Origin of the sequence: Nonomuraea sp. NPDC049637 (assembly GCF_040675235.1) — a bacterium.
GTDB lineage: Bacteria > Actinomycetota > Actinomycetes > Streptosporangiales > Streptosporangiaceae > Nonomuraea.
The window spans coordinates 69,038-84,841 of sequence record NZ_JBFAOM010000040.1 but is presented as its reverse complement, the minus strand read 5'-3'; the positions used below and the strand labels follow the sequence as shown (position 1 = coordinate 84,841).

The window sequence follows — 15,804 nt, the reverse complement described above, 5'->3', positions numbered from 1 at the left end:
CTTGTCGGCCATGAGGTACAGCTCGGCCAACTCGTCGACCAGGACAACGATGGGCACAGGCCGTTGCTCGTCCACCAACTGCCAGATGTTGCGAGCTCCGGCCTCGCGACACTGCGCCATGCGGGTGATCATCAGGTTGACGAGGTCGTCGAGCAGGGTGCCGCATTCGGCTCGCGTGGTGCCCAGAGCCGACAGGCGCGGACTGTACGGCGTGAACTCCACTCCGCCCTTGAGGTCGAAGCCCACCAAGGCGACCGGTTGCGGAGCCAACCCCTGGACCAGGGCGTTGGCGAGGTTGGACTTGCCGGACTGAGTCGCCCCGGCGTTGATGTAGTGCGGGACGGTCCTGAAATCGATGATCCACGGGCCACCGGTCTCAAGACGGCCCACGATCACCTTGAGCAGCTCGGGCGACGTGGGTAGGGTCTCGACCCGGACAAGTGGATCACGCACGGTGGCGGACAGGACGACCCGTCCCGGACGAGGGGACGAGGCGCGGACCGCATGCACTCGCCAGGAGTGGGCGAGCTGTTCGGCGGCGTCGGAGTAGTCGGCGGGAGTCTGGCCTTCCAGGGTGTGCAGGGTGACGCGCCAGCCGTACCGCGTGGGCTTGGGCAACCACATGAACGGCTTGGTGTCCACGGCGATGCGCTGCCACTTGCGCCTGACCCGGACGACACCAGTCGAAGCGACCAGCCCCGGGACGGTGGTGAACCAGAACCGTTGCCGCTTTTTGGTCAGGTTGCAGCCGAGCGCGATCTTCCGCCAGCTCGCCCGTACGCTGATCGCGGTCAGCGGGAAGGCGGCCACGAGCCAGAAGGACGGATAGTGCCAGCGGCGCCAGGCCCAGAGCCCGGCCGCCGACGCGGCCAGGACTCCGAGCACCAGAAGCGTTGTGTCAGACACGAAGGGGCTCCGTGTCTACCGGCAGGAGCGCGGCGGCGCGGTAGGAGATGCCCCACCGGCCTGCGATCTCCCATACGTAGCCGACCATGCCGGTGGGGTTGATCTGCTGACCTGCAGTGATCGGGGGCTCCCCCGACGTGCCGATCTTGACGAGTTCGATCCGGCCGTACTCGTCCTCCACAGAGACGGTTACTTCGTAGACGGTGTTGCCGTTCTTGTCGGTCTTGATCTCGCCGGTGTCCTTGTTGAGCAGGCGCGGCTTGGGCGCCTTCACGCAGGTGATGACGAGCTTGGACGTGTCGACGGGAATCGGGATGGTACGCACGAGAGCTGATCTCCTTGAGAGGCGTTGTTCTAGATACAAAGATACCTAGATATCTAGCTCTGTAAACCCAAGATAGAGAACTTGGATCGAGATTGCTTACATGTTGCCCAGAGACCTAGGCATCTAGAACCGCTAAAGTTGGGGTCATGGCAACCGATCGGCGCCGGCCGTACCTGAGGATTGCCGAGGACATCCGGCGGGACATCGCATCAGGCAGGTACGCGGTCGGCGAGCGCCTCCCCGTGGCCCGCGAGCTGGCAGACCGGTACGGCGTTGCCATGATGACGATCGGAAACGCCCTGGCAGTCCTCCGCGATGAAGGACTCATCGAGACGCGCCAGGGGGCCGGCAGCTTCGTCAGCCGGACACCCGACAACGAGACCGCCGACCCCAGGCCTGGCGAGCGGAGCGAAGAGTTCCGCATCATCTCCGAGCAGCTGAGCGAGATCCGTCAGCACATGCAGAAGCTGACGGTCAGGCTGGATGAGCTAGACGCTCGGACTCGTCCTGATCCAACCGAGAAGTGATCCTGCTCGTACGCCGCTGAAGTTCGGCCAGGCCGACCGTGATCTCCGCCAGCTCGCGGAGCAGGATCTGTCGTTCCATGTCGCTGAGACCCACGTACCACCCCATTGTGTAGGCAGGACGCCGAGACGTCCCCGGGTTACCCGACGGATGGGGAGCCATTGCGCGGATAGCCCTCCGTTGCCTGCTCAGAGCAACCGCATCACCTTGGCGAGATTGTGGATCTCGCGCTGACGATGCACCTTGCCGCTGTCCCTCAGGTCGCGCACGATGTTGCGGACCAGTGGACGGTTCCGGACGTGCTGAGGCGCGATCCGGTCGGCACGGAGCAGAGCGTCTGCCGCTTCGTTGTCTTTTCTGTTCATGTGGTAGCCCGCCGCGGTGCAGGTCCAGTAATGAGCCTGGCGTTCCGACGAAGCGATCTGAGAGATCTCGACATGCTCGGCCCGGCTGATGACGTCCCGCGGCCGGCCCAGCTCCATGCTGACCTCAACCGCGTGAATAGTCGTGTTCACCTGGTTGAACTGCGTCTGGAAGACGTTGCCGTTCCGCGGCAGGACCTGGGCGACACGGCGAGCCTCCTCAAGATGGCTCTCGGCCTCTCGCTGATCCCACAGTCGGGAGTACGCCACAGCGGCCCGCAGATGCAGCGCGCCCCACATAGCCTTGATCCTGTCGTCCCCGCCCACATGCGTCTCGATCTGATCGAGCGCCGACAGTGCCGCGTCCTTGGCGGGGACGAGCTGCGCCTCGTGCAGCCACACGCCGCACAGATCCCAACTCGCGGCGGCGACCAGAACAGGCGCCCCAACTCGTTGTGCGGCGACGAGCTCACGCTGCACCGCGGTCCAACCCAGGTCGTGGTGTCCCAGCAGGTTGGACGAAACCCGCGCCATGTGACAGGCACGGAGCATCAACGCTTCGGCCTGATCGCGATCGCTCGACGAGTCGTTGGTGATGGCGATGAGATCGGTGAGGAGACCAGGCAAGATCTCGCCCAGCGCCGTGAACTTTGCGTCCTGGCGAAGCTGCTCGGCAAGGCGGACGTTCGCCTCAAGCTCCTGCAGCGGCCGCAGTTCTCTGGCTGACCGCGGCAGAACCCCGCTGGGCAGCGAGGCTTGCTGGAGCGCGAGCCGTAGCTCCGGAACCGCTTCGTGCCCGGAGTCGAGTTCCGTCGTCTCGTGCCGGTATGGCTGGCCCGTGAGTTCGGCGACCTCTACCCCGAGCACCTCGGCTAGTTGCCCGATCACGCTCATGCGGTCCAGCGGCAGTCGTCCGTTCTCCACCTTCGACAACCAGGAGACGGACCGGCCGAGCTTCTCGGCCAGGGTGGCTTGGTCCCATCCTTTACGATGACGAGCCCGCGCGATCCGCTGGCCCTGCGTCACACACTCTGTTGCCACGTTCGAGCCCTCCCTCTCGCCGTCGCTTGATTCGACGATAAGCCGGGTGACCAGCGTCACTGGCAGAAAAACTGCCAGTCGGAGGGCATGCGAAACCGCAGGCCAGCCTTCGACCTGCGGAAACGGTAGTTACACGGCAGTCGCAGATTGTGACGATGCGTGTACGTCAATTGGCCAGTCCGGCGCGCCCTACCTTGCCTCCCCAGTCAGGAGCTGCTGCCACAACGTCTCGATCTCGCTGATCCTCATCCGCGGACTCTCGGCGACATCCCCTGGAATGACGGAGCGGTCGTACCGTCGTATGAATCCCTGCCCGCCGGCCCGGCACTGCTCATACACCAGATTTAGGCATGGACAGGTGTATGCATGGACACGCACCCGATCCGGACGCCGTTGGACCGGAGACCAGTCCACCCACACCCCATCCGTGCGAGGCGAGGCGGGGTGCATGCCGTGAAGGTCGCCTATTTCCACCACAAGATCACCGTCCTTCGTAGCGGGCGATCGCCCATCCGGCGCCAACAGCGCCCGCGACCGACGAACAGGCGTTGGTGAGCGAGCAGCGATTCCAGCCGCACCGTGCGCGCCCATCGGGCGGTCGATGGAGCGCACATGCAAGGCCCCACCCGGAGGGGCTCTGGACGCTCGCTCACCAACGCCATACCTGCAAGTTAGCAAGCCTGTAAGCCCCTGTCTACTCCATGAAGCTCCATGGAGCTCCACGATCCGACGTGAAGGGCCGTGAAACGCCCTCCTACTCTCATAACGTGGCCAGATATGTCGAGCACGCGCGCACCTGGGAGTTCGACGAGGACCGCTCCCGCTGGGAGCAGATCCTCGAAGTTCTGATCGCGCGCATCGACTCAGGAGAGTGGGGACCCAAGTTCAAGATCTCCGAAGTCAAGCTCATGGAAGAGTTCGGAGTCGCCCGCCCCACCATACGCAAGGCCATGGAACGCCTCAGAAGCGCCGGCAAGGTCTACACCGTCCCCAACCTGGGCAGCTTCGTAAAGACCGACAGCGAGTCCGAATAGAGCAAGAACGTCAAGCGCCTCAAGGACAGCCCCCGGCGGAGTAGGCTCCGGGGACGTGAGCCAGCGGATCGACTACTACAACGACCCGAGCGCGCCTGCTGCCAACAGCCTCGTCCCGTCCGTGAACGTCGTGGTAACCAACGAGGCCGGCGAGCTGCTGCTCATACGCCGCTCGGACAACGACAGCTGGGCCCTACCCGGCGGGGCCATCGACCTCGGCGAGTCCATCCCGCAGGCGGCCATCAGAGAGACGCTGGAAGAGACCGGAATCACCTGCGAGGTCACCGGCCTCGTCGGCACCTACAGCGACCCCCGCCACGTCATCCACTACACCAGCAACGACGAGGTCCGCCAGGAGTTCTCTCTCGTCCTCACGGCCCGGCCCGTGAGCGGCCAGCCGACTCCAAGTTCAGAATCCCGAGAGGTGCGCTGGGTGCCGCGGAACGAACTCGACAGTTACGGCATGCACCGCTCCATGCGGCTGAGAATCAGCCACTACCTGCAAGGCAACAGTCCGCACATCGGCTGAAGCAACCGCCAACAATGGACCACAGTATCGATCGCGACGACGAACCCAGCCTTAGGTTCCGTCTACCGCCCCCAGACGAAGTGATCAAACACGTGCTGCTCCAAACCATGGACCCCCCAGCCACTGCCGAGGCGACCACTCTCCTCAACGGCGTCATGGGTGCGTGGCGACGTCACCAAAGCCAAGGCAGCTCGAAGCCCAGCCTCACACTCATCGCCGGCTACGCGGGGTCGGGCAAGACCGAGTTCTCCCGGTTCCTCTCCGAGGTCACCGGTTGGGCTCTCATCGATAAGGACACCTTGACTCGCCCTCTGGTTGAGCGCCTACTTGTCGCTCTCGGCGGCGACCCTCACGACCGGCACACCGAGCTGTACCTACGCGAGGTCCGCCCGCTGGAGTACCGCTGCCTGATGGACACCGCCTTCGACGTCCTCGGCTCAGGGACCTCAGTGATCCTGTCGGCTCCATTCATCGCCGAGTTGGCCGATCGTGACTGGGTAGTCCGCCTGACCAATCGCTGTGCGACCAGGGGCATCGAAGTAGCGGCGCTGTGGGTGCGCTGCGATGCCGAGTCCATGCGCCGGCACTTCGAACTCCGCGACGACCCCCGCGACGCCTGGAAGCTTCAGAACTGGGATGCGTACGTCAGCACCCTCAACACCGACACCAGCCCCTCCACCGCCCACATCACCGTCGACAACCGGTTCGGCGCTGCAATCAATCTCGTCAATCAAGCCCGCGAGGCACTGAAGGACATCCAGGACTGGAGTCGCGCTAAGCGACCGGATCCGCCATCCCTGTGATCGCAAGCGTCGCGATGTCTTGGGGTTCGCTCGTCAAGCATGTCCCGGGACAACACACAGATCTGCTCTCGGCCTGTCAACCTTCAGTTGATGCTTGACGGTTTGGCATCGGTTGATGCTTCACACCGTGCCTAGATTTCGTAGTCGATATGGCCGCTGGCTCGCAGCCGGTTGACCTCCTTGACGATGGTGCGCGGGTGGACCGACAGCAGCTGGCCCTCGAACAGCACCCGCAACTGCGTCTCCTCCAGGACCACGGTGACGACCTTGCCCCGGTGCACCTGGCCGACCTGGACCTTGCAGCCGGCCACCTTCAGGCTGCCGTTGCTGGACACCACCCGCTCCACCCGCGGGAAGCGGCCGGGAGCGGCTGGAGGTGCGCTGGCCAGCCGGACACCTGCAAGCGTCCGCGCTGCGCCGGGGCCAGCGGGGACGGCTTGGTGCGCACCAGCACCCCATCGGCGATCACCTGGACGGTTCGCGCATCGATCCGCAAGGTCACCCGCTTGCCGGCCAACGGCAGGCCGACGCTCAGCAACTGGCCCGCCAGGCCCACGCACCCGGCATTGTTGACCTGCCGGTCGACCTCCACCACCACATCGGCCGGCAACGGGCCTGCCGGCAGCGCGTTCGCCGGCAAGGCCCGTCCCGCCCGTCCGCCGCCGGCCATCAACCCGCCCAGGTCGGCGCTGGTGAGCGTCACCGGATGCGTCTTGAGCCGCTCATCGCCGGCAAAGACATGCATGGTGGTGCTGCTGGCCCAGATGGTGACCTGCTGCCCTGCCCGCGACCGGCCCAGCCAGATCTGGCGTCCGCACGCGCCCAGGTTGCCGCTCGGCGGCACCGTGCGCTCGAACTCCACCGCAACCGGCACCGCTGCTGGCAGCATGCCGCGACCGGCGGGCGCGTCCCGCCCCGCAGCGGGGGGGGTCAACCCTGGCCGGCGCGCTGGGCAGCACCGCCAGGTCGGCCGGCAGGCGCAAGGGCGGCTCTTCGTCGCTGTGGTTGTCGGCTTGTGCTGTCGGGCCAGTGAAGCAACTGGCCGGGGTGGCCATGTCAAGCGCCTGATGCGGCCGCACCGTGTTGTAGTCGGCCACCCAGGCATCCAGCGCCAGCTGCGCCTGCTCCAGACTGTCGAACGGCCCGCACGCGGCCAGGAACTCCTCCCGCACGGTCCGGTGCCAGCGCTCCACCTTGCCCGTCGTGGTCGGCGAGCGCGGCCGGGTCGTGCGCGCCGTGATGCCGTTCTCCCGACAGATCCGCTCGAACAACACCTCGCTCGGCCGCGACTGAGTGAACCGGCCGGTGAACTGCTTGCCGTTGTCCGTGAGCACCTCCTCCGGCACCCCGAAAACCCGCATCGCCTCGGCGAAGGCCCGACACACCGCCCGCGCAGAAGGGCGCGCCACCAACTGCGCGATCACCACGAACCGTGAATGGTCGTCGATCCCGGAGATCAGCTTCAGCTCCCGGCCGTCGACGAGCATCACCCCGCCCATGATGTCCAGCTGCCATAACTCCATCGGCCGCTCACGCTGCCAGCGCACATACGACGACCGCGGCCGCCGCCGCGCGCCGGGCACAACCAGCCCGTTCCGCACCAGAATCCGATACAGAGTGACCAGCGACGGCACCGGCACCACATCGCGCCGCTCCAGCTCGTAAGCCAGCCGCTGCGGCCCCCACCGCGGATGCGAACGGCGCAGCTCACACACCAGAGCCTCCACCGAAGCGGCCGTCTGATGCGGACACTGCTCTGGTCGATGGGATCGATCAGCCAGCCCTGCCAGCCCGCCGGCACGATAGCGACGCAGCCACGCGTGCACCGACTGCCGCGACACCCCATGCCGTTCGGCGACCTCGACCACCGGACAGCCCGCCTCTACTTCCAACACAGCGCGATACCGCTGCTCCATGACGCTCAACTCCACCAGCGCCAACCCGACCTCCCAGATGATCGTCACCGATCACCCAGGAACGCAGGTCAGCCGAAGGGGTGTAAAGCATCTACCGAAGCTCAGGTGTCAAGCATCAACCGGAGCAGGACAAATCTGCTCTCGGCCATGGATGAGAACTTTCTCTACGTCTTTAAAGGCGATCCGCCTTCGGCGGCCCGCCGCGCGTCGGGCGGTCGCCGGCCGCGCTGCGGCTCTTCGGCCGGTCGCGGCCGCGCCGCCCACGCGCCAATAGACCGAGTGAACCGCTACAAGCAGGAAATATGGCATCCACGAAGCCTTCATGACCCTCGCCTCAGCGATCATCTGCTGGCGACGCCATGTCCGATGAGTCCGTGTTAGAACCTCTTAGCGGTCCGGCATCTGAGACTGAAGATCCGCCTGTGTAACGATTGATGCGTTCTATCGGGTTAACCATCTAGCCTGTGCAGCACTGCGCCTCGATCGCTTCCTGACGCCCCCTTGACAGACATGGTGTAACGACATGCCACAGACCGGCAGCCTCAGTGCCTCCATGCAGGCGCAGTCGTCCGAGCTCCTCGATCTTCTCGAGGCCGACTGGAAGACCAGACTTCGCAGCGTCTCGCTCGTCACCGAGCTTGAAGTGAGCAGCGAAACCCTCATCGATGCCGCAAAGGCACTCGGTAAGCTCTACCATCTGAAGATCGTCGAGGGGAAGCACCCGATGTTCTTCGACCGCTGGGCTGGATGCGTGACGGTCGCGCTATCCGGCGTGGCAGCGACACGATATCGACAGGGAACCTTCTGGCCCTACTGGTGGCAGGCATCCGGCTACCGGAACGCCACTCCTCAAGACCAGGCGACATGGGGTCGGGGCTTCATCCGGGCTTTGGAGTCCTTTGGCCTGCCGACTTTTCCTGAAATGCCGTGGAAGTACGTCGGTCCGATCGTGATGCATGCGGGCATTCCGACCTTCTGCCTGGAGGATTTCTTCCGTCTCCTCCTTCAACGTCGTGCTCAGGACCCGGTTCTTGACGCCGAGGCGCTCCTCACCTGGGCGGTCGGCGGGAAACATCGGCTCAACAGCCTGGATGAACCCGCTCGCCGGTTCATCCACTACGGCACCAACTACGCCGCCGACGTCCTGGACCGCTGTCTGGACATGATGGAGCGGCTTCACTCCTTCGACCCCGACCTGGACGGCCTCGGTCTTCCCGCCCGATTTATCGAGGAGGCTCGAGCCCTTACCTCTAAAGGCAAACTCAATCTGAAGCGGGACGGATCCGCGGATTTGAAGCGCAGCCGCACCGAAAGGCCGCGGCTCGGCCTCGACCCGTTCGGGCAGGGGGTCCAGATCATCCTTCCCCCGGTCGGCGACACTCCGGACGGAACGGCGCGTTGGAGCGTGACAGTCGACGGGCTTCAGACTATGGTCCGGAGCCGGTCGCTCTGGGTAGGCGCAGCTGAGGGTGCTCCCAGCACCACCTTCGCAATGCCACAGCCAGCTCGCCTGGCCCAGGTGTGCCTGTACGGCTCCGCTCACGAAGTCGAGTTGGAGATTGTCGACCCGAGCGACCCGCTCCTGATCTTCAACGACGGCGGCAGGCACCTGCCCGGTCGCCTGGACTTGCCACCGGACATCGTCTGGGTGCTTCACCCGGCCAACCGAGAACTAGTCTGCGACACCACGCCCCGCATCGTCACTGAAAGCCCTCTGCCCATCGGCTGGGACGGCTGGCGGCTGGTACAGGTCTCGCTCGAGGGCGCGACCTGGCTCGGCCTGGACGGCGAAGGGGCCCGGCGTCACCTAATTCGGGGACACAGCAAGCCCCGCATCCTCACCGGCGATCCCGTGGCCGGTGTGACCACCCCATACGGCTCCACCGTGTTCGCCGGCCTCCCGTCAATCTGGCTGCCCGCCGAGATGGAGACCACCTGGCTGGTTGACGTCCGTCCTGCGGATGGCGGGCCCAGCGTCTTCACCGACTCTTTCACGGTCAGCGAACCCACCGAGATCTCGACGGAGCTGTGGGCCTCGCTGCCTCGGCCTGTCCTCGGCGCGTTCGACATCACGATTCGAGGTCCTATCGGGCGCAACACCCGCCGCTTAATCGTCGTCGCGGAGGGCCTCAGCTCCCGATCCGCTCCCCAGATCCGCCTGTTCAACCAGGAGGGGCTGGTCCCAGGACATACATCGCTGTCGGCCGGCCCAGGCATGCGAGTGGAGCCAGATGTGCTCGCCTTCACCGCTCGTGAGCGAGAGCACGTCGTCACTTGCAGCACCGACCATGAGACCGAGCCGTTCATCGTCGCACCGCCGCACATGCGGGTGCTGATGGACGAGATTGGGCAGAGCCCACGCTGGCATGCAGGCCCGCTTCGCCTGGTGACTGAAGACGTGGAGGACATCGAGTCCCTGCGTATCGAGGTTCCCAGCGTCGACAAGCTCCCACCCTTCGAGATTCTGATCGGCGGCAAGTCAGTGCAGGAGGTGGCCTCATCGGGGCGAGGTCACTACAACCTCAAGCGGGCCGCCACCACGCTGAAAGTGCACCACAGTGCCGACCTCATCCTGCCGTTGCTCGGCCGAGCCGTGCCCGTGGCCAGCGTACGACCCGCCAAACTGGCCTCCGAGGTCACCTATCACGGAGATCACCTGGCGCTGGAGGGCGGCGTCTGGGTCGAAGGACTGACAGCCGGGATCTATTTAACGACCGCACCCTGGCGGGACCCCGAGATCATCCCGGTGGAGAAGGACTGCACGGTTCCCCTCCCACCGCATCTCGTCGACGCCGGACGGATGCACATACGGCTGACCATTGAGGACCCCTGGCTCTGCGAGGAATGGCCTCGCTGGCCGCACCTCCGGGAGATCTTCATGTGCGAAGTCCCCGGCCGGTACGGCGGAGCCGACGAAGAGGACGCCGCGATCTCCGGGTACCTGGCCGGGATGAACGACCTCCCGCTCCAGGTGTCCAAGCTGGACCGCCTCTGGACGATCATCGACCTGGCCAACCGCGTCGACTACCCCTCCGCGAAGCAGCGGATCGAGGAAACGGCAGCCGTCCTGCGGCATCATGCCCATGCGGTCCGTGCGCTCTCCGACACGGCTCTACCTCCGGACCGAGTCATTGTCGCCCTGATCACCACCGGACTGGCCGCCGCGCCCGTCCACGAGTATCGCGAGTCCGACGGTCGCCTGTGGCGGAAGTCTCCAGCCATCGCTGCCGTGCTCACCAGCCCGGCGCTGCCAGAGGTGAAGAACGACTCCGACCTGCTCGCGGACATCGAAACCCAGTGCGGAGAGACCGCCGTTCGACTGCTCCGCGGTAAGGGGGATCCTTACGCCGAAGTGGGCAGGTTCGGCCGTGACGCCGAGTGGATGGCAAAGCAGAGTGCTGAGCAACTCGAGGCCATGTGGGGCGCCGCCCGTGTCGTACCCTCCTCACTCCTCGAGAAGGATACCCGCGTCGCCGCCGCACACCGGCTGTTCGACCAGCGCAACAGTTACGACGCCCGCGATGTCGCCAACCAGGCCGGCCGTGTGCTTCGTGAGGCTATGAACATTAAGCTCACCGAATACCAAGGGCTGGAACGACACATTGAGGCCCGCTTTCATCCTCAGCGTCGGGACGGATGGCTGGCCCTGCCCGCGGTCTCCATAGCCCTTGCCCTCGTTGCGCGCATCGCCGCCCGTGGTCATGGCGGGTGCCATCACCTGGAACAGCAGTTCCGCCCGCTGTGGCGGGCACTGGCCAAGATTTCCCCCGATCTGACCACAATCGATTTCATACTCGCGGAACTCCTCGTGGCCGGACGGGTCAACCAACCTGACCAGTAGAGCTCGCTTCCGCTAGCTACATGCACCTAGTTAACATTCCTGCACCACCAGTCCCGCTTGATTCAATATGAGGCGTCCGTTGTTCGACACACCGTCGCAGGCAGAGCTGATCGCAGCCGAGCTTCAGCGCCGCGCTCGAAAACGAGCGGCAAGGTCAGGAATGGGCACCGCCGATCCGGTGATGGAAGGGTGGGCCCGCCTCGGCATTCAGGCCACGGACACGGTCATCGCCATCCGGCAGTCTCTAACATGGCTTCTGCAAGACAGCCCCCATGCGGGGCGCGAATACCACGACGTCATTAGCCGTTCCGTGAAAGAGATCCCTGACGCGACGCTGCCTTCGGCCCTGAAGGCGGCGCTCATTGATCTCGACCCGATCCAGCTCGTCACGCACCTTCGCAGACTGCTCGAAGCTGGCATTCCGTGGATGAGCGAACGAGGCATCCGACGAGTGGCGCTTCTGGCGGCACCCCGGCCGATGTTCGGCACGGTGCGCCAACTCGATTCCGCATCGCTGGACGGTGACATCTACTGGCGCCTCTACCTCGCCGTCCTCGGCCATCCAGCCCGCATAAGTCCGGAAGAGGTCCTCCCGCTCATCCCCGAGCTCCCGCTGCCCATAGTGGACGATCTCGTCGACATAGGCGTGCTCGGCCAGGATGACGGGCCGTGGGCCCACCGCAAGGACACCTATGAGTCGGCCTACCTTCGCGCGCGGCTTGTTCCCGAGTCCATCTCCCGCGCCGATGCCGAGCACATCAGCTGGGCAGAGAACGCGGCACGGCATGCCTTTCTCGACGGAGATGCCGTCATGGGCAACGACCTTCTGGAAATGCTGGCCGCTCTGTACACCGGCGACAAGGTTGACCTCTTCGCCCTGCGCACCATGCTGCCGCCTCCGCAGAGAAGACTGATCAACGAAATAATGGATGGGATGTCAGTCGGTAGGTGGCCCGCACATGTCACCTCAGACAGAGAGCTGTGGCGGCTGCTCGACGAACAGTGGGCTCGGTCGGTTCAGGAGGACGGTGGGCACCGCGATTCTAAGACGTCTCGCGGGTCCAGACTGATCAACGCGACCCACGGTGAATTCCACGCCTGGCGCGCGTTCTGCTCGGCTTATAACTGCATCTTGGACGGCCGGATCGATCGTGCCGTGCAGCAGGCGGAGAGCCTGGAGAAGGTGGACGCCAACACCGACCTCCGGGCGGAGATCAATAACATGCTTGCCTACCTCGCTCAGCGACCCGACCAGTGGAAGGACGAGGACCTGGAGAAGGCCGATAAGCTGCTCGATCAGGTTCGCCACCTCCATCCGACCGTCGAGAAGAATCTCGATATCGTTCGCAACCGCAGTCTGATCTCTGTTAACAACCGCACTTCCTGGGAGAACCCCTACTTCATCCTGGGCCTGCCCCACGGCGATCCGGCCTGGAATGCCCGCTGGCGCGATCTGAGCACAGATCATCGCGATGACGTCGAGAAGCTCGCCGCATGCAACGACGCCTGGCAGAGACTCCACGAAGCCGAAAAATTCGGTACGCCCTTCTTCGCGCTCCCGTTGGACGCAGCCACCCTCAACTTCCCCGAGGGACGCTCCTCGGCTCTGCTCCCGCCACTCCAGCCACTCCCTCGTCGAACGGCCACCGGCCAGGACGACTTGCAATTCCTGAAATCCCTCGCGGCTCCCGACCTGCTCATCGACTTTGACGATCAAATAACCCCCATGGACGGTGCCACATGAAAGCCCAGAAGCCCTCCCCACGAGGTGCCGGCAAGACGAGGGAGTGGTCAGGACCGCAGCGGAAGCGCCGCTCTGATAATGTGGATGATTCGACCAGTGCCAGCTTCGAGAACAACGATATTCAGAAGCTAAAGGTAGAGCTAGAGAACCAACTGGCGGCTAAGATCCGCAAGGAAATGCGTCTTGAACTGAAAGAAAAAGAGCGCGATCTACTCGAGAAGCAAGTACGCGCCGAGTTCATTGCCAAGGCGAAAGTCGATCTGGACCCCGCGGCAATACTAGACGAGTTTTCCACCCGTGCCACTCGACTGCTTTCCGACCTGAGTGGACTTTCTGATGATCAAATCGCACTCCGACAGATTTCGAGTGTACTACGTCAATCAATCTTGGAAGCTTTCCGTTGTAGAAAGCTGCATGTATCCCAGCTCGTGGAGATGGATCGATCCGTCCGTCACGGGATCACCACCGCACAGCTGACCACGCTCGTGGACGACCTACTCGCTCGCGCGGGTGTTCATCGAATGATGGATATGGAGAATTTTGATTTCTTCATCAACGTCAACGGAGGAGGTGCCGATGATGATTTCGAGGTGGTCGAACCTGCCTACCTTGACGCAGCAACTGGGCAACTCCTCCTCCCAGGGCAGATAATTGTAAAGACGACGAACATCTCAGACGATAACGATCAGCAGGAGCAACGCAGCAGTGAACACCGGCATTGACTTCGGAACAACAAACTCCGTCGTTGCCCAGTGGACCGGCTCGGAGGTTGAAGTACTGACCCTCGACTCCGACCACATCGACTCCGACTGGTTCCAACCGTCGTTCGAAGCACTCTTCCCTTCCATAGCAGGTCAGAGCACGCTTCGCTCTGGCCTCCTCTACGGCTGGGAGGCAAAGCTCAGATCTGAGAATGTCATCGAGGCGTGCAAGCGTCTGCTCAAGAGCGAGGGAGGCGTTTCGGTTGGAACTCGACGTTTCCCTGCCACTATCGTCGCCGCCGGAGTTTTCAGTGCCATGCGTGAGCGAGCACGAAGCCGCCTTACCGAGATCAACAGCGCTGTCATCACGGTCCCGGCCAATGCGAAAGGTGGGGCGCGTTATCGGACTCGTGCCGCAGCCCGAGCGGCCGGAATCCAAGTAAAAGCTCTCCTCAACGAACCGACAGCAGCTGCCCTGGCCTACACCCATCACATCCAGCAGAACGGCACGATCATGGTGTTCGACTGGGGCGGCGGCACGATCGATGTGACCGTTCTCGAACACACCGATGGCTTCTTTCACGAAAAGGCCTCTCGAGGCATCACTCAACTCGGTGGTCTTGAGATCGATGGCCGGCTCCGTGAGCTGATCATTCGTAAGGTCGGCCGGATGCCCGATCTTTCGCCGTCAGAGGAGCGCCAGTTCGCTCTTGCGGTCGAGCGAACCAAGATTCAGCTGTCCACTGAGGAGACGATCACCCTTCGCGTTCCAGGCACCGGCAGGCATATCGATATCAGCCGTGCAGAGCTCGAGAACTCGATCGGAGATCTGGTTGAGCGCGCACTGCAGCCAGTCCGGATGTGTCTGAACGATCTAGGGATCGACCCGATCCAAGTCGACGACATCCTCATGATCGGTGGAACGAGCCAAATGCCCTGCGTCCGACGGGCGGTCGAGCGCATAATGGACGACGAGACCGTGAATCCGAAACTATGTGAGCCAATGACGGCCGTCGCCCGCGGTGCCGCATTAGCGGCAGCGATCTTCGACCGAGAGATCGACGGCGTGCTCAAGGTCTCATCGATGTACGCCCTCGGCACCAGCAGCAGGGACCCAAAGGAACCGCAGAGCGACAAGCGGATCTTCAGTACGATCATTCCGGAGCGCTCGCCCCTCCCCATCATCCGGGAGAAGAGCTACACACCGATCGAGGACTTCCGTTCGCAATTGTCGATCCAGGTGTGGGAGGCCGACCCCGCCAAGCCGCTCGACGATGAAGAGAATTTCCAGCTCACCACGCTGCGGTTGAAGTACCCCGAACCGCTTCCCCGCGACGAAGCGCAATTCCTTCTCAAGTACACCTACACAGATGACGGCTTGCTCAAGGTCAAGGCCACGCTGACCAAGACCGGCGAGGTAGTTCTCGACCAGGAGGTGAAGGAGTTCACCCACGGCGGCTCCATCTCTCCAGAAGAGATCAGGGTCCAGCTCCACGAGCTCAGTCTCACCCCACCACTGCGAGTCGTCCGCCCCACCCCGCCGACGGCCCTCCCGCAGTTCAGCGCCACGCCAAGCACGGCAGCTCCTGCGCCGTCGCCTGTGGGTCCGAGATTTGTGGTGGACGGGTCCAATATCGCCTGGCTTCGCACCCCTCTGACCCGCGGCGAGCGGCCCAGCTTCGCGCAGCTCGTCGAAGCAGTAACCGCTCTGAAGCGTGAGCACCCTGGCGCATCGGTTGATGTGTTCGTTGACCCCGCTCTACGGCACCAGCTCGACGAAGCTGAGCGCCCTGCACTCGTGGAGGGCATCAGCCACGGCGAGTTCGTCCAAGTGGCCGCCGGAACGCATGGCAAGGCAGATCGTGCGGTGGTCGAGCTGGCCACGCGCAAGAACGCGACCATCGTCACCAACGACAACTACGCCGAACTGCAAGCCGACTTTCCCTGGTTGTTCGACAAGGATCGCGTCCTTGGCATCCAGTTTGCGGGCGGTATTTGGATGTTTCTGCCTAGGACTCCGCTGAAGCCGCGACGACCTGACGTCAACGGCCGCTGACCTCACCCGATCTTTCCCTCC

General features: G+C 63.9%; 11 protein-coding genes and 1 pseudogene. 8 read left to right on the top strand and 4 right to left on the bottom strand.

Annotated elements, in window-relative coordinates:
* On the bottom strand, window positions 1-906 hold a 906-nt coding region (locus tag AB0J71_RS38240), incomplete at its 3' end, for an FtsK/SpoIIIE domain-containing protein (RefSeq protein ID WP_364418944.1).
* Window positions 899-1,231, bottom strand: coding sequence for a hypothetical protein (locus AB0J71_RS38235; protein WP_364418942.1), 333 nt, complete (start codon window positions 1,229-1,231; stop codon window positions 899-901). The genes AB0J71_RS38235 and AB0J71_RS38240, both read right to left, overlap by 8 nt.
* 146 nt (window positions 1,232-1,377) lie before the next feature.
* Here AB0J71_RS38235 and AB0J71_RS38230 point away from each other — a divergent pair, with 146 nt between their 5' ends.
* Window positions 1,378-1,758, top strand: coding sequence for a winged helix-turn-helix domain-containing protein (locus AB0J71_RS38230; protein ID WP_364418940.1), 381 nt, complete (start codon window positions 1,378-1,380; stop codon window positions 1,756-1,758).
* A 186-nt stretch (window positions 1,759-1,944) separates the two neighbouring features.
* Here the strand turns inward: AB0J71_RS38230 and AB0J71_RS38225 are convergent, their stop codons facing one another.
* A complete protein-coding gene (locus AB0J71_RS38225) occupies window positions 1,945-3,219 on the bottom strand; it encodes a helix-turn-helix transcriptional regulator (protein ID WP_364418938.1) in 1,275 nt (424 codons plus the stop codon).
* A 707-nt stretch (window positions 3,220-3,926) separates the two neighbouring features.
* Here AB0J71_RS38225 and AB0J71_RS38220 point away from each other — a divergent pair.
* The 3 genes from AB0J71_RS38220 to AB0J71_RS38210 are packed head-to-tail and all read left to right on the top strand — an operon-like array spanning window position 3,927 to window position 5,525.
* Window positions 3,927-4,193: a winged helix-turn-helix domain-containing protein gene (locus tag AB0J71_RS38220; protein WP_364418936.1), complete on the top strand. Its 267-nt coding sequence runs from the start codon at window positions 3,927-3,929 to the stop codon at window positions 4,191-4,193.
* Window positions 4,194-4,248: 55 nt separating this feature from the next.
* Complete coding sequence (locus AB0J71_RS38215; RefSeq protein ID WP_364418934.1) at window positions 4,249-4,722, top strand: NUDIX domain-containing protein; 474 nt, start codon at window positions 4,249-4,251, stop codon at window positions 4,720-4,722.
* A 14-nt stretch (window positions 4,723-4,736) separates the two neighbouring features.
* Entirely contained in the window at window positions 4,737-5,525 is a 789-nt protein-coding gene (locus AB0J71_RS38210) for an AAA family ATPase (protein ID WP_364418932.1), read from the top strand.
* A gap of 131 nt (window positions 5,526-5,656) precedes the next feature.
* On the opposite strand, the pseudogene AB0J71_RS38205 reads toward AB0J71_RS38210, so the two are convergent.
* Window positions 5,657-7,450: pseudogene (locus tag AB0J71_RS38205) on the bottom strand (IS481 family transposase).
* Between the two features lie 514 nt (window positions 7,451-7,964).
* On the opposite strand from AB0J71_RS38205, the gene AB0J71_RS38200 reads away from it, so the two are divergent.
* The 4 genes from AB0J71_RS38200 to AB0J71_RS38185 all read left to right on the top strand — a co-directional run bounded on the left by AB0J71_RS38200 (window position 7,965) and on the right by AB0J71_RS38185 (window position 15,783).
* The gene (locus AB0J71_RS38200) at window positions 7,965-11,282 is read left to right on the top strand and encodes a hypothetical protein (RefSeq protein WP_364418930.1); all 3,318 of its coding nucleotides are present in this window, start codon (window positions 7,965-7,967) and stop codon (window positions 11,280-11,282) included.
* 79 nt (window positions 11,283-11,361) lie between these two features.
* Window positions 11,362-13,026, top strand: coding sequence for a hypothetical protein (locus tag AB0J71_RS38195; protein WP_364418928.1), 1,665 nt, complete (start codon window positions 11,362-11,364; stop codon window positions 13,024-13,026).
* Complete coding sequence (locus AB0J71_RS38190; RefSeq protein WP_364418926.1) at window positions 13,023-13,748, top strand: hypothetical protein; 726 nt, start codon at window positions 13,023-13,025, stop codon at window positions 13,746-13,748. The genes AB0J71_RS38195 and AB0J71_RS38190 overlap by 4 nt, the downstream gene beginning before the upstream one ends.
* The gene (locus AB0J71_RS38185; protein WP_364418924.1) at window positions 13,732-15,783 is read left to right on the top strand and encodes an Hsp70 family protein; all 2,052 of its coding nucleotides are present in this window, start codon (window positions 13,732-13,734) and stop codon (window positions 15,781-15,783) included. Before AB0J71_RS38190 ends, AB0J71_RS38185 begins: the two co-directional genes overlap by 17 nt.
* Window positions 15,784-15,804 lie beyond the last annotated feature (21 nt).

Bases quoted from the DNA above. Each gene is read 5' to 3' on its own strand.
- AB0J71_RS38230 (WP_364418940.1), top strand. From the start codon at position 1,378: ATGGCAACCGATCGGCGCCGGCCGTACCTGAGGATTGCCGAGGACATC.
- AB0J71_RS38210 (WP_364418932.1), top strand. From the start codon at position 4,737: ATGGACCACAGTATCGATCGCGACGACGAACCCAGCCTTAGGTTCCGT.
- AB0J71_RS38200 (WP_364418930.1), top strand. From the start codon at position 7,965: ATGCCACAGACCGGCAGCCTCAGTGCCTCCATGCAGGCGCAGTCGTCC.
- AB0J71_RS38190 (WP_364418926.1), top strand. From the start codon at position 13,023: ATGAAAGCCCAGAAGCCCTCCCCACGAGGTGCCGGCAAGACGAGGGAG.